Annotated in this window: 5 protein-coding genes; all 5 read left to right on the top strand. The window is 75.8% G+C overall.

Annotated elements, in window-relative coordinates:
• The first annotated feature begins 12 nt into the window (after positions 1 to 12).
• From OO47_RS28365 to OO47_RS28345, 5 genes are read left to right on the top strand one after another with little or no spacing between them, the layout of a single operon-like run.
• Entirely contained in the window at positions 13 to 4602 is a 4590-nt protein-coding gene (locus tag OO47_RS28365; RefSeq protein WP_051716314.1) for a condensation domain-containing protein, read from the top strand.
• A 38-nt stretch (positions 4603 to 4640) separates the two neighbouring features.
• The gene (locus OO47_RS28360) at positions 4641 to 5567 is read left to right on the top strand and encodes a 3-hydroxyacyl-CoA dehydrogenase family protein (protein ID WP_234323326.1); all 927 of its coding nucleotides are present in this window, start codon (positions 4641 to 4643) and stop codon (positions 5565 to 5567) included.
• Positions 5560 to 12444, top strand: a complete 6885-nt coding sequence (locus tag OO47_RS28355) for a non-ribosomal peptide synthetase (protein WP_051716313.1) — start codon at positions 5560 to 5562, stop codon at positions 12442 to 12444. Before OO47_RS28360 ends, OO47_RS28355 begins: the two co-directional genes overlap by 8 nt.
• Entirely contained in the window at positions 12441 to 21785 is a 9345-nt protein-coding gene (locus OO47_RS28350; RefSeq protein WP_051716312.1) for a non-ribosomal peptide synthetase, read from the top strand. Before OO47_RS28355 ends, OO47_RS28350 begins: the two co-directional genes overlap by 4 nt.
• Complete coding sequence (locus OO47_RS28345; protein WP_030221103.1) at positions 21782 to 21997, top strand: MbtH family protein; 216 nt, start codon at positions 21782 to 21784, stop codon at positions 21995 to 21997. Before OO47_RS28350 ends, OO47_RS28345 begins: the two co-directional genes overlap by 4 nt.
• Positions 21998 to 22033: the final 36 nt, after the last annotated feature.

Genomic DNA, 22033 nt, shown 5'->3' with positions numbered 1-22033 from the left:
GGAGTGTTCCGCGTGAAGGCGCAGACAACCGGCGCCGCCCCCGGCGGCATCGCGGTGATCGGCATCGCGACCCGCCTGCCGGAGGCGGCCGACCTCACGACCCTGCGCGCGAACCTGCGTGCCGGACGGGACTCCGTACGCCCCGCCCCTCCGCAGCGGATCGCCGCCACCGGACTCGACCCGGAACCCGACTATCCCGACATGGGCTACCTGGACCGGATCGACCTCTTCGACCACGAGCGATTCGGCCTCTCCCGCCACGAGGCGGAGGTCACCGATCCGCAGCACCGGCTGGCGCTCCACCTCACCCAGGAGGCGCTGGAGAACGCCGGGTACACCCCCGCGGCGCTGCGCGACAGCCGGACGGCCGTGGTGTTCAGCTCGCCCGGCAACGGATACCTGCCGTTCGTCGGCGAACCCGGCACCCTCAGTCTCATGGGCAACATGCCCTTCGCGCTCCCCGCCCGCGTCGCCCACCGCTTCGCCCTCACCGGGCCCTGCTACGGCGTCGACACCGGCTGCAACGGCTCGCTCGTCGCCGTCCACCAGGCCTGCCGCGAACTCAGGGACGGGGAGGCGGAGTACGCGGTCGTCGGCGGCGTGAGCCTGCGCCACGCCATCGCTCCGGCGGCAGCCGTCGGCGACTTCCCCGGCATCGCCTCGCCCACCGCCCGCTCCCGCGCCTTCGACGCGGAGGCGGACGGCGCGGGCGCCGGAGAGGGCGGCGCGGTCCTGCTCCTCACCACCCTCGAACGCGCCCTGGACGAGGGCGCGCACGTGCACGCGGTGATCCGGGGCACCGCCACCGCGCACAACGGCCGCCACTCCGCCACCATCGCCACCCCCAGCGCCCGCGCCCAGGCCGACGTCATCAACCGCGCCTGGGAGCGGGCCGGCCTCGATCTCGCCACGGCCGGCTACCTGGAGGCCCACGGCTCCGGCACCCGGCTGGGCGACGCCGTCGAGGTGGAGGGCCTGGCCCTCGCGCGCCGGGGGCGGGGCGGCACCCTTCCGATCGGCTCCCTGAAGACCAACCTCGGCCACCTCGACCACGCGGCCGGCATCGCCGGTCTGATCAAGGCGATCCTCAGCGTGCGGCACGCGGAACTGTACCCGTCCCTGCACTTCCGGCAGGTCGCGCCGGAGGTGGACCTGACCGGCGCCGACCTCGACGTGGTGACCTCGCTGCGGCCGTGGCGGTCCGCCGGCCCCCGACGGGCCGGCGTCAGCTCCTTCAGCCTCGGCGGGGTCAACGCGCACTGCGTGGTCGAGGAGCCGCCCGCGCTGCCGCGCCCGGCCCAGGACGGCACGGCCCGGCTGATCGGCGTCTCGGGACGCACCGAGGCCGACCTGTACGCGGTGTGCGAGCGGCTCTCGCTGGTGCTCCGCTCCGGCGACCTCGCCCTCGACGACGTGGCACGGACCCTGAACACGGGTCGGGAGCACCACCCCTTCCGGCTGGCCGTGGTGGCCGACCGCACCCGGCACCTCGCGGCCGAACTGGCGGCGGCGGTGACCTGGAGCGGGACGGGCGGGGGAGCGGGGGCACCCCCGGCGTGGCCGGGGGCCGCCGGGACTCCGGGGGCCCCGGCAGCCACGGCCGCTCCGGAGCCGAGGGGGACTCCGGGGGTTCCGGGCGCCTCCGTACCCGCGCGGCCCCGTGTCGTGCTCCTCCTGTCAGGCGACGCGGCACCGCCCTCCGGGCTTTCCGGCACGGACCCGCTGCCCGCCGCCCTCCCGCTCCCGGAGCACGAAGCCGATGTCGTACGGGGACAGCTGGCCGCCCACGCCGCGCTGGCCCGGGCGGGGATCGCTCCGGACGGGCTGATCAGCTCCGGGCTCTCCCGCTACGCGGTCCGCCACCTCAACGGCACCCTCACCGACGAGGACCGCAGGAAGCTCTCCGGCGGGGGCGTCACCGTCCCGCCCCTGCGCGCGGACCGGCTGAGGTCCGCTGCCGACGAGCAACTCGCCCTCGGCCCGGTGGTGTTCGTGGAGTTGGGCTCCCGGGGCGAGCTCAGCGACCTGCTGTCCGAGCACCTCGCCGGCCGGCCCGGAGCGGAGGTGCTCACCGCCGGGACCGCCACAGACGGCGTGCCCGGCGTACTGGCCCGGCTCTACGAGCGGGGCCACGACCTCGACTGGAGCACCCAGACCCCGCCGGAAGCCCGGCGGGTGCCCCTGCCCGGCGAGCCGTTCCGGGGCGTGCCGTGCTGGGCGGGCCGTCCGGGGGCGACGGCCGCGTCACGGACGACCGCCGCGGTCGTCCCGGCCGCTTCCGCTGCCGCTGCCGCACCCGCCGAGGCCGTCACGTCCACGACGCCCACCGTCCATGCCGAGCCCACCGGCGCCACCGAGCCCACCGGCGCCACCGAGCCCACCGCCCACGCCGAGCCCACCGGCCCCGGCTCCTCCGACGTGCTGCCCTGGCTGCGGCAGACGCTCGCCGAGCTGCTCTACGCGGACGCCGTCGCCCCCGACGACGACTACTTCGCCCTCGGCGGCAACTCGATCATCGCCCTGCTCCTCCTCAAACGCGTCGAACAGCGCTACGGGATCGAACTGCGCATGATCGACGTCTACGACCACCCGGCCGTCGCCGCCCTGGCGGCCGCCGTCGAGGCCCGGCGGACGATCGCCGGCGTCCCGGCCGCGCCCCCCGCACCGGTGCCGGCGGCCCCCGACGGGGACGCGCTCCCGCCGATCCGGCGGACTGACGCCCGGGTGCTCTCGTACGGGCAGGAACGCATGTGGTTCCACCACCAGCTCGACCCCGGCACCACCCTCTACAACCTTCCCGGCGCCTCCCGCCACCGCGGCCCGATCGACGCGAGCGCCATGCGCCTCGCCTGGGAGGACCTGGCCGAGCGGCACGAGGCGCTGAGGTCGAACTTCGTCTCCGTGGACGGCCGCGCGCAGCTCTCCGTCCGTCCCGAGCTCGGCGACTTCTTCCGCTTCGAGGACCTGACCGGACGGCCCAACGCCGAGCGGACGGCCCGCGAGATCCTCCGCACCGAGTCACAGCGCTCCCTCGACGTGGAACACGACCCACTGGTCCGGGTCACCCTGATCCGGCTCGCCCCCGACGACCACCTGTTCTGCTGGCTGACCCACCACGCCGTCAACGACGGCTGGGCCCCGCAGATCCTGATGCGCGAGTTGACGGAGTTCTACGAGGCCCGCCGCGAGGGGCGCAAGCACCGGTTCGAGCCGCTGCCCGTCCAATACCGCGACTACGCCCACTGGCAGCGCGAACTGATGGACCGGGGACTCCTCGAAGGCCAGCTGCGGTACTGGCGGGAACGGCTCACCGACCCCCCTGTACTGACGCTGCCCACCGACCGCCCGCGCGCCGCGCGGAAGGACTACGCAGGCGCCGCGCACGGTCTCACTCTCCCGCCCGCGCTCGTCGACCGGCTCCGCGCGCTCGGGGTCGCGCAGTCCGCCACTCTCTTCTCGGTACTGCTCACCGGCCTCAGCATGACGCTGTCCCGGTGGTCCGGCCAGGACGACGTCGTGGTCGGCACCCCCACCATCGGACGCACCCGCCCCGAGCTGTGGGGCCTGCTCGGCTTCTTCAACAACACCATCGCGCTGCGGACGGACCTGTCGGGCGACCCCGGGTTCCACACACTGCTGCGGCGGGTGCGCACCGACGTCATCGAGGGCTTGGAGAACCAGGAGATCCCCTTCGACGCCGTCGTCCGCGAGGTCGCGCCCGACCGCGATCCGGCCCGCAACCCGATCTTCGACGTCATGTACGTCCACCAGACCCTGCCTCCGCACTTCGTCTTCGGCGAGAGCCTGTTCGGCCCGGCCGTCGACGAGGAGGGCGGCCCGCTCTTCCCGGGACTGCCGCCGGGGACGTCCAAGTTCGACCTGTCGGTGGTCGTCGGCGAACGCGCCGGCGCCGACGACCTGGACGTGGTGGTCGAGTACAGCACCCACCTGTTCGACCGGAGCACGGTCGCGGACCTCGCCCGCTCCTGGGTCGACCTGCTGTGGGCCGTGACGGAGGACGCGGACCTCCCGCTCTCCGCGCTGCCCGGCCGGCCCGCCGGGCCCGGACCTGACGACGCCCTCACCGGGCTGCGCCCCTTCGAGCCGCCCACCGACCGGCCGCGGCCCCAGGGCGGCGGCACCGGCGCGACGGGCCGTCACACCCTCGTCCTGCCGGACGGTATCGCCCCGGGCCTCGGCGCCCCGGGGCTGCTCGCCGCCCTCGTCGCCCTGCTCACCGACCGGGCGGAGGCCGACGGGCTGCTGCTGGGACTCGTCCGCGCCGACGGTCCGCCGCTCCCGCTGCGGGTCGACGTGGCGGACGAGCCGTCCCTGACGGAGCTGGCCGCGCGGATCGCCCGGCTGACCGCAGAGGCGGAGGCCGCCCCGCCCACCGGGGGACCGTGGCCGTTCGACGTCACCGCCGATCCGCACGGCACCGGCGGCCGGACCGATGGGGCCGTACCCGACCTGCACTGGAGCGTCACCGACGACGGGATCACCGTCGACTACCGCACCGAGCTGTTCGACGAGGCGACCGTGCTCGCCCTCGCCGACGACCTCGTCGCCCTGGCGCGCGCCGTCGCCGCGTCCGCCGCATGACACCGCGAGCGTGCACCGACCGGGAAGGAATCCCCTCCGTGGGTGAGAGCAAGGACAGTGAGCCGTTGGACACGGCCGGAGCACCGGTCGGCATCGTCGGAGCCGGCACCATGGGCGTCGGCATCGTGCAGTGCTTCGCCGCCGCCGGACACCCCGTCGTGGTCGTCGACCCGGACCCGGCGGCGCGGGCGAGCGGGCCGGAACGGGTCCGCTCCTGGACGCGTGCCGTCCGGCTGCTGCGCGGGCAGGACGCCGGCCCGGTCGAGCAGCGGGTGGTCTGGGCTGCCGATCCCGCCGCCCTGTCCGGCGTCCGTCTCGTCGTGGACTGCGCCCCCGAACGCGTTCCCGTCAAGGAGGAGATCCTCCGGACACTGGACCGGGTCTGCCCCGCCGACACGGTGTTCGCCTCCTGCACCTCGGCGATCCCCATCGGCCACCTCGGCTCCGTCACCGGACGCCCCGAACGGGTCATAGGCACCCACTTCATGAACCCGGCGCCGCTGAAGGACACCGTCGAGGTCGCCACCTCCCCGGCCACCGCCGACCGGACCGTCCGCTGGATCCTGGACGTCCTCGCGGGCCTCGGGAAGAAAGCCGTCGTCGTCGGCGACGGCCCGGGATTCGTCAGCAACCGGGTGCTGATGCTGACGGTCAACGAGGCGGCGGCCGTCGTCGAGGCCGGCACCGCCGACGCCGCCACCGTCGACCGCGTCTTCCAGGACTGCTTCGGACACGCGACCGGACCGCTGCGCACCGCCGACCTCATCGGCCTCGACACCGTCGTCGACACCCTGGCCGTCCTCGGCCGGTTCACCGGCGACGCACGGTTCCGCCCGACCCCGCTCCTCGCCCGGCTGGTCGCCGAGGGGAACGTCGGCCGGAAGGCCGGCCGGGGCTTCCACCCGTACCCGTCGAACAGGTCCCTCGTCCCCCCGCGGCCCGCAGGAGCTGACACCCATGTCTGAGCACGCCCACGCACGGACCACGACCGGGGACTTCGTCGCGGAGGCCGTCGACATCGAGGGGCCGGTGGACATCGCCCTGCTGCAGCGCGCGATCCGGCAGGTCACCGGCGAGGCCGAGGCCGTGCGCCTGCGCTCCGGCGACGGTGCCTCCAGCGGTACGGAGCTCACCGACGGCGGCGCCGTTCCGCTGGACCTGGTGGACCTGGCCGACGCACCGGACCCGGCCGCCGCCCGCGAGGACTGGCTGAGCGCCGCGACCCGGGCCGGCCGGACGGCGTCACGCTCCTCCCAGGCCCTGCTCCGCCTCGCCGACGACCGCTACACCTGGTTCCACCTGCACCCCCGGCGCGCCCTCGACAGCTGGGGCTGCGCGCTCATCGGCCGCCGCACCGCCGAGGTCTACACCGCGCTCGCCGCCGGCACCCCGCCGGACGAGGGAGAGCTCCCCGGCCTCGCGCTGCTCACCGCCGCCGAGGACGCCTACCGGGCCTCGTCGGCGCCCGCCGAGGACCTCGCCTTCTGGCGGGATCGCCTCGCCGGCCTCACCCCCACCGGACCGGCCGGAGCCCCCGCCGCCACGAACGCGTCGGCCCTCGTGGCGCTCCCGGCCGCCGACACGGAACGCGTCCGCGCCGCCGCCCGCTACTGCGGCACCCATCCGCGCGCGGTCCTGATCGCCGCCGTCGCCGTCCACCTGCACCGGACCACCGGCGCCACCGACGTGGTCCTCGGTCTGCCCGTGGACGGACGGTACGAGCGGACCCTGCGGCGCGTGCCGGGCGCGGCCGAGGACGTGGCCGCGCTGCGCCTCGACGTACGGCCCGACGCGCCCTTCGCCGACCTCGTCCGCCAGGTCGGCCGCGAGTCGCGCCGGGCCCGGCGGCACCAGCGACTCCGGCACGCCGGGGTCTGCCGCGCCCTCGGGGCGACGGAGCCCGGAGCCCGGCTGTACGGGACGATCGCCGACGTACGGGAGGCGGCGCCCGCCCTCCGGTTCGGCGACCACCCGGCCACCGCCGGAGCCCTCGGCGTCCAGCCGTCCACCGCGCCCCGGTTCCTGCTGGAGGAGGCCCCCAACGGACGGACCCTCCTTGCCGTCCTCGGTCCCGAAAGCCCCGGCGAAGGACCCGACGCGGACGCCCGGCGGTTCCACGCCCTGCTGACCGCGGCCGTCACCGCGCCGGGCCACACCGTGGCCTCCCTCACCGCGCCGCGCCCCGGGGAACCGGCCGCGGCGGACTCCCCGGCACTGCCCGCCACCGCGGTCCCGGCGGAACAGGCCACGCTGACCTCGCTCCTCGAAGCGGCAGCGCGCCGCGTCCCGGACGCCGTCGCGGTCCGCGACGCGCACGGCGAGCTGACCTACCGTGAGCTGCACGAGCGGGCCAACCGGCTGGCCCGGCTGCTCGTCGGCCGGGGGGCAGGCCCCGAACGGCTCGTCGGCCTGCTGCTGCCCCGCTCCGCCGACACGCTCGTGGCGATGCTGGCGGTCCTGAAGTCCGGTGCCGCCTACCTGCCGCTCGACCCCGCCTACCCCGACGAGCGCCTCCGCCTCATGGTCGAGGAAGCCCAGCCCTCCTGCCTGCTCACCGACACCGCGCACGCCGGACGGGACCTCGGCGCTCCCGCCGGCACGGCCGTGGTCCTCGACGACCCGGCGGTACGGACGGAACTGGCCTCGGCCCCGTCGCACGACCTCACGGACGCCGACCGGGCCGCGCCGCTCGCCCCCGGCCACCCGGCGTACGTCATCTACACCTCGGGCTCGACCGGCACCCCCAAGGGCGTCGTCGTGGCGCACCGCGGCGTGCCGCCGCTGCTCGCATGGACGCAGGAGGAGTTCGGCGCGGACGCGCTGCGGCACACGCTCGCCGCGACCTCGTTCAGCTTCGACGTCTCCGTCGCGGAGGTGTTCACGCCGCTGGTCGCCGGGGGCACGGTCGAGGTCGTCCGAAACCTGCTGTTCCTGCTGGACGGTGACCCGCCCCGCTGGTCCGGCGGCCTCGTCTGCGCGATCCCCTCGGTGCTCAGCAAGCTCCTCGAGCGCACGGACCTCGACCTGTCGGCCCGGACCCTGGCGCTGGGCGGCGAGCCGCTGCCCGCCGCGCTCGCCGAGCGGGTGACCGCGACCATGCCGGACACCCGCCTGCTGAACGTGTACGGGCCGACCGAATCGACCGTGTACGCCACCGCCTGGCGCCCGGACGGCCCGTACGACGGGGCGGCGCCGCCCATCGGCCGTCCCCTCGGCCACGTCCGCGCCCACGTGCTCGACGCGGCCCTGGTGGAGGTCGGCCCGGGGGGCACGGGGGAGCTGTACCTGGCGGGCGACGGACTGGCCCGGGGCTACCTGGGCCGGCCGGCGCTCACCGCGGAACGGTTCACCGCCGACCCGTTCGGACCGCCGGGAACGCGGATGTACCGCACCGGCGACCTGGTGCGCCGCCGGGACGACGGGCAACTCGACTTCCTCGGCCGGGTGGACGAGCAGATCAAGGTCAACGGCCACCGGGTGGAGCCCGGCGAGGTGGAGGCGGCGCTGACCCGTCACCCCGAGGTCGCCGAAGCGATGGTCGTCGTCCGCCTCGACCACGCACGCGACGCCCGGCTCATCGCCCACCTGGTGCCGGCCGACCCGTTCGCGCCCCCCGCTCCGGAGGGACTGCGCGGGTGGCTCGCGACACTGCTCCCCGCCCACCTGGTGCCGGCCGAGCTTCGGTTCACCGCCGCGCTCCCGCGGTCCCCCAACGGCAAACTGGCCCGCGAGGCCGACCCGGAACCGCTCGCCGTGCCGGCCGAGCGGGCCCCGGCCCCCAAGGCCGCATCCGCCACTCCGGTCCCGCCGGTCGAGCCCGCCGCCCCGGACGCGGTCACACCCGCCCCGGACGACGCGCCCCCCTCCCGGGAGGACCTCGTCGCCGCCGCCTTCACCGCGGTGCTCCGCGAGACCGACGTCCCGCGCGACCGGAGCTTCTTCGACCTCGGCGGCGACAGCATCATGTCCATCCAGCTGGTCAGCCACCTGCGCCGGTCCGGCCTCGTCCTCGTCCCGCAGGACGTCTTCGAGCACAAGACCGTCCAGGCCCTCGCCCGCGTCGCCCGGGAGACCGGAGGCCGGACCACCGGCGAGGACGCGGCGGCCGTCGGCGACGTCCCCCTCACCCCCATCGTCCACTGGCTGCGCGACCAGGGCGGGCCCGTCGACGGCTTCCACCAGGCCGTGCTGCTCCGGGTCCCCGGCGGCCTGCGCGCCGACCGGCTGACCACCGCCGTCCAGGCGCTGGTCGACCACCACGACGCGTTCCGGCTCCGTCTCGACCGCTCCGTCCCCGGCTGGTCCCTGGAGGTCCGGCCGGTCGGCAGCGTCCTCGCCGCGGATCACGTGCGCCGCGTGCCCGCCGGGGGCGTCTCCGGCGACGGGCTGCTGCGGCTGCTGTCGGAGGAGACGGCGCGCGCCCAGCGGGAACTCGACGTCGTCAACGGGCGCATGATCCGCGTCGTCTGGTTCGACGCCGGTCCCGACCGCCCCGGCCGGCTCCTGTTCATGGCCAACCACCTCGCCTGCGACGGCGTCTCCTGGCGGATCGTCGTGCCCGACCTCGTCGGCGCCTACCAGGACGCCGAGGCCGGCCGCGCGCCCGTCCTCCGCCCGGTCGAGACGTCCCTGCGGCACTGGAGCCGGTCTCTGTCCGAGCAGGCCCGCACCCCCGAGCGGCAGGCTGAACTCCCCCTGTGGGAGAAGACGCTCGACGTCTCCGGCCCCCGGTTCGCCCGCCGCGCCCTGGACCCGGCCCAGGACACCACCGGCACCGCCCGCTCGCGCACCGTCGTCTACGAAGCGGAACGCGCCCGCCACCTCTTCACCACCATCCCGCTCGCCTTCCACTGCGAGATCAACGACGTGCTGCTCACCGCGCTGGCCGTGGCCGTGCAGCGCTGCCTCGGCACCACCGGGGACGTGCTCATCGACATCGAGGGCCACGGCCGCGAACCGGTGGTGCCCGGGGCCGACCTGTCCCGCACGATCGGCTGGTTCACCAGCATGTACCCGGTACGCATGGCGCCCGGCACCGCGGCAGCGGGCACGGCCGTACCCACCGGAGCCGCGCTCGGCGACGCCCTGCGCCGGGTGAAGGAGCAGCTTCGCGCCATCCCCGACAAGGGCATCGGCTTCGGCATGCTCCGCCACCTCGGCCCCGAGGAGGGACGCCGCAGGCTGGCGGCCGCCGAACCCCGGGACATCGGCTTCAACTACTTCGGCCGCTTCCTCCTGCCGTCCGAGGGCGGCGAGGAGGACTGGTCGCCCGCCCCCGAGACCGGCATGACGGCGGGCGCCGACGCCGACATGCCGCTCGACCACCCGCTGTCCGTCAACGCCCTCACCGAGGACACTCCGGAGGGCACCGCGCTGCGCATCGCGTTCTCCTGGGCCGACGGCGCCGTGGACGACGACCGGGTCGAGGAGCTGATCGGCCACTGGTTCGAGGCACTCGACGCGCTGGCTGCGCACGCCGCCGAACCGGGCGCGGGCGGCCGCACGCCCTCGGACTTCCCCCTGGTCGCCCTCGGGCAGCGGGAGGTCGAACTGCTCGAGCGCGAACACCCCGGCCTGGACGAGATCCTGCCGCTCTCCTCCCTCCAGCAGGGCATGCTCTACCACCTGCTGCTCGGCTCGCTGAACAGCTCCGAAGACGGCCGCGCCGAAGACCCGGCGAACGCGCTGTACACCGTCCAGTTCTGGCTGGAGCTGGCCGGCGACCTGGACACCGGCGCTCTGCGGCAGGCCTTCCGCGCCCTCCTGGACCGCCACCGCAATCTCGGCGCCGCCTTCGTGCACACCGGCCTCCCCCAGCCCGTGCAGGTCTTCCGGCCCGGCGTGGACGTGCCCTGGCGGGAACACGACCTCGGCGGACTGGCGGAGGACGAGCAGGAGCGCGAGACGGAACGCCTCCTGGTCGAGGAGCGGTCCCGGCCCTACGACCCGGCCCGGGCGCCGCTGTTGCGGGTGCTCCTCGTCGACCTCGGCGACGGACGCCGCCGGCTGGTGCTGTCGACGCACCACATCCTGCTGGACGGCTGGTCCCTGCCGATCGTCGTCGGGGAGCTGTTCGCCCACTACCGGGCAGAGGTCACCGGCACACCGCACGCCCTGCCCGCGGCCACGCCGTTCCGCGAGTACATGCGCTGGCTGTCGCATGTGGACGTCAAGGCCGCCGAGGACGCCTGGCGTGCCGCGCTGAACGGCTTCACCCCCACCCGGATCGGTGACCGGCACACCGGCGAGCCGCTGCCCTCCCGGCACCTGCGGTTCTCTCTCGGCGAGGAGGCGACCGGCGCGCTGACGGGCACCGCCCGGCGGCACGGCCTGACGCTCGCGACCGTGCTCCAGTCCTGCTGGGCGCTCGTGCTCGGCGAGGAGACCGGCCACCCGGACGTCGTGTTCGGTTCGGTGGTGTCCGGGCGCCCGGCCGAACTGCCGGGCGTGGAGAAGATGGTGGGCCTCTTCATCAACACCGTGCCGACCCGGGTGCGGATCGACCCGGCCGAGTCGCTCGGCGACCTCTTCGCACGGGTTCAGGACGAGCAGGCCAGGCTCCTGCCGTACCAGCACATCAGCCTCACCGACATCCGCCGCATCACCGACAGCGGTGACATGTTCGACACGATGATGTCCTTCGCCAACTACCCCTTCGACGGCGAGGCCCTGCGCCACCCGGCGCCCGGTCTGGAACTCGTCCGCGCCTCCGGCGAAGACCGGCAGCACTACCCGCTGGGCGTGGTCATCAGCCACCGCGACGACCTCCTGACCGTGCAGGTCGAGTACCACCCCCACCTCATCGACCCGGACCGGGCCGAGGACCTGGTCCGGCGCTTCGTCGCCCTGCTGCACCGGAGCGCGCGGGCCCCGCACAGCACGGTGGGCGCCCTCGACACCGCCGCACCGCTCGCGGCCGGCGCGGACGCGCCCGCCGTCGAGGAGCGCGCGGCCGCCCCGTCGGCCCTCGACGGCGGGACGGGCGTGCTGCTGCCGCTGCGCGAGGAGGGCGGCCGCCCGCCGCTGTTCTGCGTGCACCCCGCGGCCGGAATCGCCTGGTCGTACGCCGGCCTCACCGGGCCCCTGGGCACCGACCAGCCGCTGTACGGGCTCCAGGCGCGCGGCCTGGACGGGTCACGCGTCCTGCCCGGGTCGATCGCCGAGATGGCCGCGGACTACGTGACCCAGATCCGCACCGTGCAGCCGACCGGCCCGTACCACCTGCTCGGCTGGTCGTTCGGTGGCGTCGTCGCGCACGAGATGGCCGTCCAACTCCAGCGCGCGGGGGAGGAGGTCGGACTCCTCGCCGTCCTCGACGCGATGCCGCTCGCCGCTCCGGCGGACGACGGCCCCGACCCGGACGCGCCGGCCGCCGCAGGAGGCGACGGCGACGCGGACGCCACCGCGCCCCGGTTCGGCCCCGACCACGTGATGCGGACGGTCCTGCAGTTCTTCGGGTACGACCCCGCCCTCTGGGCCGACGAGGAGATGACCTACCCGCGCTTCCTGGAGATCGCCCGCGCCTACCCGGGCCTCCTCGCCACCTTCGACGAGGCCGTGATCGAGACCCTCTGCCGCGTCTACACGAACAACGCCGTCCTCTCCCACGACCACGTCCCCTCCCGCTACACCGGCGACCTGTTGGTCTTCACCGCCCTCGAAACCTCCCCCGAGGCGGCCGCGCGGCAGTGGGAGCCGTACGTCGACGGCGGCAAGCCCGAGGCCCGCCCCGTGGACTGCCCGCACGCCGAGATGGGGCGCCCCGGGCCGCTCGCGGAGATCGCCGAGACGCTCGTACTGCTGCTGCGGGGCGAGCGCACGGTGACGGACGCGCCCCGGTGAGCGGCCCCGACCACCCGCCGGTGCCGCTGACGACAGCCCAGCGCGGCATCTGGCTGGGCGAACAGCTCGCGGAACCAGGGCGCTACCACGTGGGCGTGGCTCTCGACATCGCCGGGCCCGTCGACCCCGGCCTCCTCGAGACGGCCTTCGCCGCGGCCGTGACCGAGACGGCCCCGCTGCGCGCCCGGTTCACCGTCACCGACGGCGGCGAACCGGAGCAGCGGGACGGGCCCCCGCCCCCGTGGAGCCTGACCCGGGTCGACCTGCGGGCTGCCCCCCGCCCGGCCGCGGCCGCCCTGGCGTGGACGCGGGCGGACGTGGCGCGGCCGTTCGACCTCGGCGGCGGGCCGCCGTTTCGCACGGCGCTGCTACGGCTGGCCGACGAGCGGTACCGCTGGTACCTGGCCTGCCACCACCTGGTCCTTGACGGTCTGGGCAGCGCCCTGCTGATCCGGCGGGTCGGTCGGCTCTACGCGGCGCTGGAGCGCGGGGAGCGCCCGCCGCCCGCCGTGCACCCGCTGGACGCGCTGCCCGCCGCCGAACGCGCCTACCGCGCCTCGGCCCGGTTCGAGGCCGACCGCGCGTTCTGGCGCTCCCGGTTCTCCGGCGCGGACGCGATCCGCCCCGCCGCCACCGGAGGAGTCGCCGCGCGCGGCGGCGCCCGCCTGCCCGCCGGAGGGTTCGCCCGGCTGAGGGCGGCCGCCCGGCGCCTCGACGTGGACTGGCCGGTGCTGGCCACGGCCGCCGGGGCACTGCTCGCGCACGTCCGGACCGGGGCGGGCGCCCCCGCGGAGGTGGTACTGGGCCTGCCGGTACCGGCCCGCGACCGGGACGTGGCGCTCCTGGCCGCCGGCACCGCCTCGAACATCCTCCCGCTGCGCATCGCCGTCCACCCGCACCGGCCGGCCCGCGCACTGGTGCGCGCGGTGGCGGACGAGATGACGGCCGTCCTCCCGCACCGGCGCCACCGGTACGAGGACCAGCTCGCCGACCTCGGCCCGACCGGCTCGGGCGGCTCGTTGTACGGACTGGCCGTGAACATCCTGCCCTTCAGCTACGGCCGAGACTTCGCGGGCCGCCCGGCGGCGATGCGCAACGTCGCCATCGGTCCCGTCCAGGACCTGTCCGTCACCGTGTACCCGGACGACGGACACGGGGGCCTGCGCGTCGACCTGGACGCCGACCCGGGCCGGTACTGCCCCGCCGAGGCGACCGCCGAGGCCCGCCGTTACGTCCGGTTGCTGCACCGGCTGACCACCGGCCAGGACGGCGCCCTCCGTGACTGCGACGCCCTTTCCGCCGCCGAGCGCCGCCGCTCGGCGCCCCGCCCCGCCGCCCCGGGCCCCGGCTCCGGCGCCGGCGCCGGGCCCGTCACGCTCCCGGACCTCTTCGCCCGTTCCGCGTCCCGCTTCCCCGACGCCGTCGCCGTCCAGGACGCCGCCACCGCCCTCACCTACCGCGAACTCGCCGCGCGCGCCCACCGCCTGGCCCGGGCCCTGGTCCGGCGCGGTGCGGGACCCGGCCGCACGGTCGCCGTCCGGCTGCCGCGCTCCGTCGACCTGGTGACCGCGATCCTCGCCGTGGCCGCGTCCGGAGCGGCCCTCGTCCCCCTCGACCCGGAATGGCCGGACGAGCGCGCCGAACTCGTCCTGGCCGACACCCGCCCGGTCCACGTCCTGACGCCCGGCGAACCGGCCTCGCTGCCCGGGGCCGCGGACGCGGCCACCGCCCTCGACGACGACGACCGGATCACTCCGCTGCTGCCCGCCCACCCCGCCTACGTCATCCACACCTCCGGCTCGACCGGCCGGCCCAAGGGCGTCGTCGTCCCCCACACGAGCCCGGTGGCCCTTCTCACGGACGCCGCCGCCCCCTTCGGCTTCGGAGCGAGCGACGTGTGGACGCTCTTCCACTCCTGTGCCTTCGACTTCTCCGTGTGGGAGGTGTGGGGAGCGCTGACGCACGGCGGGCGGCTCGTCGTGGTCCCGCACGACGTGGCCCGCTCGCCCCGGGCCTTCCTCGACCTCCTGGCCCGCGAGCGCGTCACCGTGCTCAGCCAGACCCCGTCCGCCTTCGCCGCCCTGGACCGCGCCGACGCCGAGGACCCGGCGCGCGGCCGCGGACTCGCCCTGCGCTGGATCGTGTTCGGGGGAGAAGCGCTGCGTCCGCGGACCCTGCGCGACTGGTACCGGCGCCACGGCGGGCCGACCGCGCCCACCCTGGTCAACCTGTACGGGATCACCGAGACCACGGTCCACGCCACCCGCCGCGACCTGACCGCCCGGGACGCCGACCGCGACGGCAGCCCGATCGGGACCCCACTGCCCGGGACCCGGCTCCACCTGCTCGACGACAGCCTGCGCCCGGTGCCCGCCGGTGTCCCCGGCGAACTGTACGTGGGCGGCCCAGGCGTCGCCCGGGGCTACCTGGGGCAGCCCGGCCTGACCGCGGCCCGGTTCGTCGCCGACCCCTTCGGTCCGCCCGGCGCCCGGCTCTACCGCTCGGGCGACCTGGCCCGGTGGACACCGGACGGGGAACTCCACTACCTGGCACGGGCGGACGACCAGCTGAAGATCCGGGGCCACCGCATCGAACCCGCCGAGATCGAGGCCGCGCTGCTCGCCTCGGACGGCGTGACCGCCGCCGCCGTCACCGCCGTGCCCGCCCCGGACGGGGACCCCCGCCTGATCGGCTACGTCGTCGCACGCTCCACGGACCGGCACGACCTCCCCACCGGCCCCGGGCCCACCACACCCGGCTCCACCACCGGACCCGCCCCCGTCCGGGCCGCCCCCGCCGACTCCGGCCCCGCCTCGCCCCGGGACCGGGAGCCGCTCGCCGACCGGCTGCGCCGGGCCCTGCGCGCGCGGCTGCCCGCCCACCTGGTCCCCGCCCGCCTGGTGCTCGTCGACGAGCTGCCGCTCACCCCGAACGGCAAGCTCGACCGCGCCGCCCTGCCCGCGCCCGGCGACATCCCGCCCCACCGCCCCGCACGCCCCGAGCCCGCCACACCGCTCGAACGCCAGGTCGCCGACCTGTTCGCCCAGCTCCTCGGCACGAGCCGGGTGCGACCCCACGACGACTTCTTCGACCTCGGCGGGGACAGCCTGCGCGCCGCCCGACTGGCCGCTGCCCTCCGCGCCGCCCACCACACCGACATCGACGTCCGCGACGTCTTCGACAACCCCACGGTCTCCGCCCTCGCCGCCCGGCTCACCGCGCCTGCCGAGCCCGCCGCCCTCGGAGAACCCGCCGCACGCCCGGAGCGGATCCCGCTCTCCCCCGGGCAGCGGCGGCTCTGGTTCCTGCACCGCCACACCGCCGCCGACCGTGCCTACAACGTGCCCCTGACGATCCGTCTCACCGGCGACCTGGATCCGGCCGCGCTCGCCGCCGCCCTCGGCGACGTGACCGACCGGCACGAGATCCTGCGGACCGTCATCGAGGAGGAGGGCGGCAGTCCGTACCAGCGGATCCTGCCGCCCGAAGCCGGCCGTCCCCGCCTCACCGAGATCACCGTCGACCCCGGCGAACTGCCCGCCCGGCTGGCCCTCGCCGCCCGGCACGCCTTCCGGCTCGACCGCGACACCCCGCTGCGCGTGACCCTGTTCACCACCGGCCCCGACCGACCCCGCACGCTCCTCCTGCTCCTCCACCACATCGCCTGCGACCACACCTCACTCGGCATCCTCACCGCCGACCTGGAGACCGCGTACGCCGCGCGGCTGCGAGGCGCGGCACCCACGGACCTGCCGCCCCTGCCGTACCAGTACGCCGACTTCGCGCTCGACCGCGCCGCGGACCCCGGCCCCGGCTCCGCCGCCGAGGACGACGGCCTCGCCCACTGGACCCGCGCCCTGGACGGGCTGCCGGACCGCATCGCCCTGCCCGTCGACCGGACGGCACCGCCGACGGACGAGGGAGCCACCGCCTCCTTCCGGATCCCCCCGGCACTGCACCGACGCCTCGCCCGGCTCGCCGCCACCGAACGCGCCAGCCTGTTCATGGTCGTCCACACCGCGCTCGCGGTCCTCCTCACCCGCCTCGGCGCCGGCACGGACGTCCCCGTCGCCACCGCCGTCGCCGACCGGCCCGACCCCCGGCTCGACGCATCGGTCGGCTTCTACGTCAACACCCTCGTCCTGCGCACCGACACCTCCGGCGACCCCACCTTCCGTGAACTCCTCGCCCGGGTCCGTACCGCCGACCTGGACGCCTTCGCCCATCAGCACACCCCGTTCGAACGGGTCGTGGAGGCCCTGGCCCCGCACCGCCCCGAGACCGGGCCGCCCCTCTTCCAGGTGATGCTGGTCCTCACCCCGCCGCCCCCCGAGCGGCTCGACCTGCCCGGGCTGCGCGCCGAGGTCGCGACCGTCGCCACCGGCACCGCCAAGTGCGACCTGGCATTCAGCCTGTACGAGCGCCGCGGACCCGGTGGCGAAGGCGAGGGCCTCGACGGCGTCCTGGAGTACCGCACCGCCCTGTTCACCCCGGAGACCGCCCGCACCCTGGGCGAACGCCTCGTCCGACTCCTCACCCGGCTCGCCGACGCCCCCGACACCCCCGTCGGCACCGCCGACCTGCTCGCCCCGGAAGAACGCGCCCGGCTCCTGGACCGCTGGAGCAGGACACCCGCCCGCCCCGCGCCACCCGGCCCCGCCCCCCGCAGCGTCGCGGAGGGGATCGCCGCCCACACCCGCCGCGCCCCGCAAGCCGTCGCCCTGCGCTCCGACACGGAAACGCTGACCTACGCGGAACTGGAGACCCGGTCCGACCGGCTCGCCGCCCACCTCACCACCGCCGGGGTGCGCCGGGAGACCCGCGTCGCCGTCCTCATGGAGCGCGGCGTGCTGTACGCCGTCACCGCCCTTGCCGTCCTCAAGAGCGGCGGCGTCTACGTCCCCCTCGACACCCGCGCGCCGCACGCCCGACGGTCCCGCGTCATCACCGAGGCGGACGCCGCCGTCCTCGTCGTCGGACCCGGACTGACGCCCGGGGAACAGCCCGCAGGCGCGCCCGTCGTCCTCGACGCCGCCGAGGCCCTGGCCGCGCCGCCTCCGCCCGCCCCGCCCGCCCCGGCCGGTCCCGCCGTACCCGGACAGCTGGCCTGCGTCATCTTCACCTCCGGATCGACCGGCGTCCCCAAGGGCGTCGCCCTCACCCACGAGGGCATCCTCGCCCTCGCCGCCGACACCTGTTACGAACCCACGACCGCCCGCCGGATGGTGATGCACTCCCCGCACTCCTTCGACGCCTCCACCATGGAACTCTGGGTGCCCCTCCTCAACGGCGGCGAGGTCGTCGTCGCCCCGCCCGGCGACCTCGACCTGCGGACCCTGCGGCGGCTGCTCACCGAAACCCGCCCCACCAGCCTCTGGCTGACCGCCGGCCTCTTCCAACTCGTCGCCGAGGAGGACCCGGGCTGCCTGCGCGGCCTCGACGTGGTGTGGACCGGCGGCGACGTCGTCTCGTCCCGCGCCGTCCGGGCCGTCCGGCTCCACTGCCCGGACACCGCGGTCGTCAACGGCTACGGACCGGCGGAGACGACCACCTGCGCCACCTGGCACCAGATCGTCGACGCCGACCTGGCCGCCGGGACGGGCCGCCGGGGCCTCCCCATCGGCCGCCCCCTGGACGGCGGCCGCAGCTACGTCCTGGACGCCGGGCTCCAGCCGGTGCCCACCGGGGTGACGGGGGAGCTCTACCTCGCCGGGACCGGCATCGCGCGCGGCTACCTCGGCCGTCCCGGACAGACCGCCGAACGCTTCGTCGCCGACCCCTACGGCCCGCCCGGCACCCGCATGTACCGGACCGGCGACCTGGCACGCTGGCTGCCGGACGGCACTCTGGAGTTCCGCGGACGCACCGACGGACAGGTCAAACTGCGGGGCTTCCGCATCGAGACCGACGAGGTCGCCGCCGCGCTCGTCGAGCACGCCACCGTCGCCCAGGCCCTCGTGGCAGTGCGCGAGGAACGGCCCGACAGGAAGCGGCTGGCCGCCTGGGTGGTCCCCGCCGACGGAACGGAGGCCGACCCGGAGGCCCTGCGCCGGCACCTCACCGAGACGCTCCCCAACTACATGGTCCCGGCGGAGTGGGCCGTCCTGACCGCACTGCCGCTCACCCACAACGGCAAACCGGACCGCGCCGCCCTGCCCGAACCGGCCCCGGTGCCCCGCCCGCACGCCCTGCCCGGCACCGCCGGGCCCGATGACACCGCCGCACCCCGCACCGCACGAGAACGCCTCCTCCTGGTCCTCTTCGCAGAACTCCTCCACACCCCGGCGATCGGCGTCCACGACGGCTTCTTCGACTCCGGCGGCGACAGCATCACCGCCATCCAGCTCGTCAGCCGCGCCTACGAGGCCGGGCTGCGCATCACCGTGAACGACCTCTTCCGCGCGCCCACCGTCCACGGCCTCGCCGCGCGCGCCGAGGCCGTGGACCCCCCGGCCCCCGCCGCCACGGGCCCCGACGGCGACGCCGGACCGCTCCCGCCGACCCCCATCGTCCACTGGTGGCGCGAACAGGACAGCGACCTCGACGCGTTCAGCCAGCACATGGTGGTCCGCACCCCGGCCGGGCTGACCGCCGACCGCCTCACCGCCGCCCTCCAGGCGCTCGTCGACCGGCACGCGGCCCTGCGGATGCGCCTCGACCCCACCGGCGAGGAGTGGCGGCTCGACATCCGTCCGGCCGGCCGGATACGCGTCGACGACCGGGTGCGCCACCTTCCCGCCCCCGCCGACGGCCCGCCCCTGCTGCCCCCCGACGCGCTGGACGAGGCACTCGGACAGCTCGCCCCGACACGGGGACACCTGCTCTCCGCCGCCTTCCTCGATCGGGGACCCGATGCGACCGGGAGGCTGCTGCTCGTCATCCACCACCTCGCCGTCGACGCCGTCTCCTGGAGGATCCTGCTCTCCGACCTGGCCGCCGCCGACCAGGCGCTGGCCGCCGGAAAGACCCCCGAGCTCATCCCGCCGCCCGTGACCCTTCCGGAGTGGGCCCGCACCTTACTGACCCAGGGGACGGAGGGGACGCGCCGGACTGAACTGCCACTGTGGACAGAGACACTGGCGGGCACGGACCCCGCCCTCGCCGACCCCCGCCCCGCCCCTCCTCCCGCCCCGGTCTCCGGCCCCCTCGCCGGAACCCGCTCCGCCCCCCGTGCCTGCGGGACATCCTCGGCGGCCCCCCCGCCGACGCGCACCCTGACCGCCACGCTGCCGCCCGGCCGGACCTCACCCCTGCTCACCGAGGTCGGCGTCGCCTTCCACTGCGGGATCGAACCCGTCCTCCTCACCGGCCTGGCCCTGGCCGTCGAGGAGTGGTGCCGCCGCCGCAGCAGGCCGCCCGCCCCGGACGGCCTGCTCGTCGACCTGGAGTCGCACGGCCGCCCCGACCACTCCGGCACCGACCTGTCCAGGACCGTCGGCTGGCTGACCGCCCTCTACCCGGTCCGGCTGCCCGCCACCGGCTGCTCCTGGGCCGACGTGCGCAGCGCGGGAACCGGCCTCGGCCGCGCACTGCGGCGGGTCAAGGAGACGCTACGCGCGATCCCCGACCGGGGCGTCGGCTACGGCATCCTGCGCCACCTCGACCCGGCGGCCCGGCCCGCACTCGACGGCCGGACCCCGCCGCAGCTCGGCTTCAACTACCTGGGCCGCCTCGCCACCACCGCCGACACGGACTGGAGCATCACCGGGGAGCAGGTCCCGTCCCGTACCGCCGGAGCCTCCGGCCTGCCGGGCGGACACGTCCTCGACATCAACGCGCTGACGACCGACGGACCCGACGGCCCCCGGCTGAGCGCCACGGCGACCTGGACGGACGGCCGGCTCACCGAGGCCGAGGTCCGCCTCCTCACCGACCTGTGGTTCGCCGCTCTCGACTCCCTCGTCCTGCACGCGCGGACCCGCGGCAGCGGCGGCCGCACCCCCTCCGACCTGCCGCTCGTCCGGCTCACACAGGAAGAGGTCGACCACCTGGAGGAGGCCCACCCCGGCCTGGCGGACGTCCTCCCGCTCACCCCGCTCCAGGAGGGACTGCTCTTCCACGCCCTGTACGCCCCCGACGCCCCCGACGTCTACCAGGCACAGTGCGTCCTCACGCTCCACGGCGGCCTGGACCGGGACACCCTGCGCGCGGCCACCGCTGCCCTGACCGCCCGCCATCCCCACCTCGGCGCCGCGTTCGTCCACCAGGGCCTGCGCCGCCCCGTCCAGGTCGTCCCCGCCACGGTCCCGCCGAGATGGCGCCTGCTCGACCTCACCGGCGTCTCCGAGAAGCGCCGGAAGCAGGTCTTCGACCGGATCAACCGGGCCGACCTGACCCGCCGCTTCCCTCCCGACCGGCCGCCGCTGCTCCGCTTCACCCTCACCCGGTGGGGACCGGACGAGCACCGCCTCGTCCTGACCCATCACCACCTGATCCTCGACGGCTGGTCCATGCCGCTCCTCGTCGGGGAACTGCTCGAGCTGTACGCGCACGGGGGCGACCCGGCCGCGCTGCCCCCGGCCACCCCCTACCGTGACCACCTCGCGTTACTGGCGGCCCAGGACGCGCCCGCCGCCCGCGCGGCGTGGCGCGCCGCCTTCAGCGGCGCCCCCGCGCCCCGGCGACTGACCGGGGCCGCGCCCGTCGGCGTCGGGCCCGCGGCCTCCCTGGACGCCGTGCTGTCCGAGGCCGCCACCACGGCGCTGCGCGCCCCGGGCGGCGACGCCGTCACGCTCAACACCGTGGTCCAGTACGCCTGGGGCCTGCTGCTGGCCCGTCGTCTCGGCACCGACGACGTCGTGTTCGGCGCGACCGTTTCGGGCCGCCAGCCCGAGCTGTCCGGGATGGACTCGATGATCGGTCTGTTCATCGACACGGTGCCGGTCCGCGTGCGCGTCGACGGCACGGAGACCGTGCGCGAGGCCCTGCGCCGGTTGCGGGACGAACAGACCCGGCTGCTGTCGCACCACCACATCGGGCTGAGCGAGATCCAGCGCGCGGTCGGACGCAGGGAACTGTTCGACACCCACCTGGTGTTCGAGAACTACCCTCTGGACCGGGCCACCCTCTCGCGCCCCGCCCAGGGCCTCCGGGTCGCCTCCGTGACGGGCCGGGACGCCACCCACTACCCGCTGACCCTGGTGGCGTTCGCCGTCGACGGCGCGCTGCACCTGCGCCTCGACCACCGGCCGGGCGCGCTGGAACCAGGTGCCGCCCGCGCCCTCCTCCACGAGCTGACCGACCTGCTCGACGCCTTCGCCACCCGGCCGGAGGCGCCGGTGGCGGAGCTGCTCGGCACGGAGTTCCGGAACGACGACCGAAAGAGAGAGGCCATCCCGTGACCAATCCGTTCGACGACGAGACCGCCGCCTTCCTGGTGCTCGTCAACGACGAGGGGCAACACTCCCTGTGGCCCCGGTTCGTGAAGGTGCCGGTCGGCTGGACCCGTGTCTTCGGGCCCGACGACCGCGCGGCCTGCCTCCGGTACATCGAGGAGCACTGGACCGACATGCGGCCGAAGAGCCTCATCGCCGCCCTGCCGCCGGACGCCTGATGCGCCCGGCGACGGGGCCACCGATAGGCTGGTTCG

Source organism: Streptomyces bikiniensis (assembly GCF_000716625.1).
Lineage (GTDB): Bacteria > Actinomycetota > Actinomycetes > Streptomycetales > Streptomycetaceae > Streptomyces > Streptomyces bikiniensis.
Note: the sequence above shows the minus strand (reverse complement) of the source record. Positions and strands in the feature narration are given on the sequence as shown.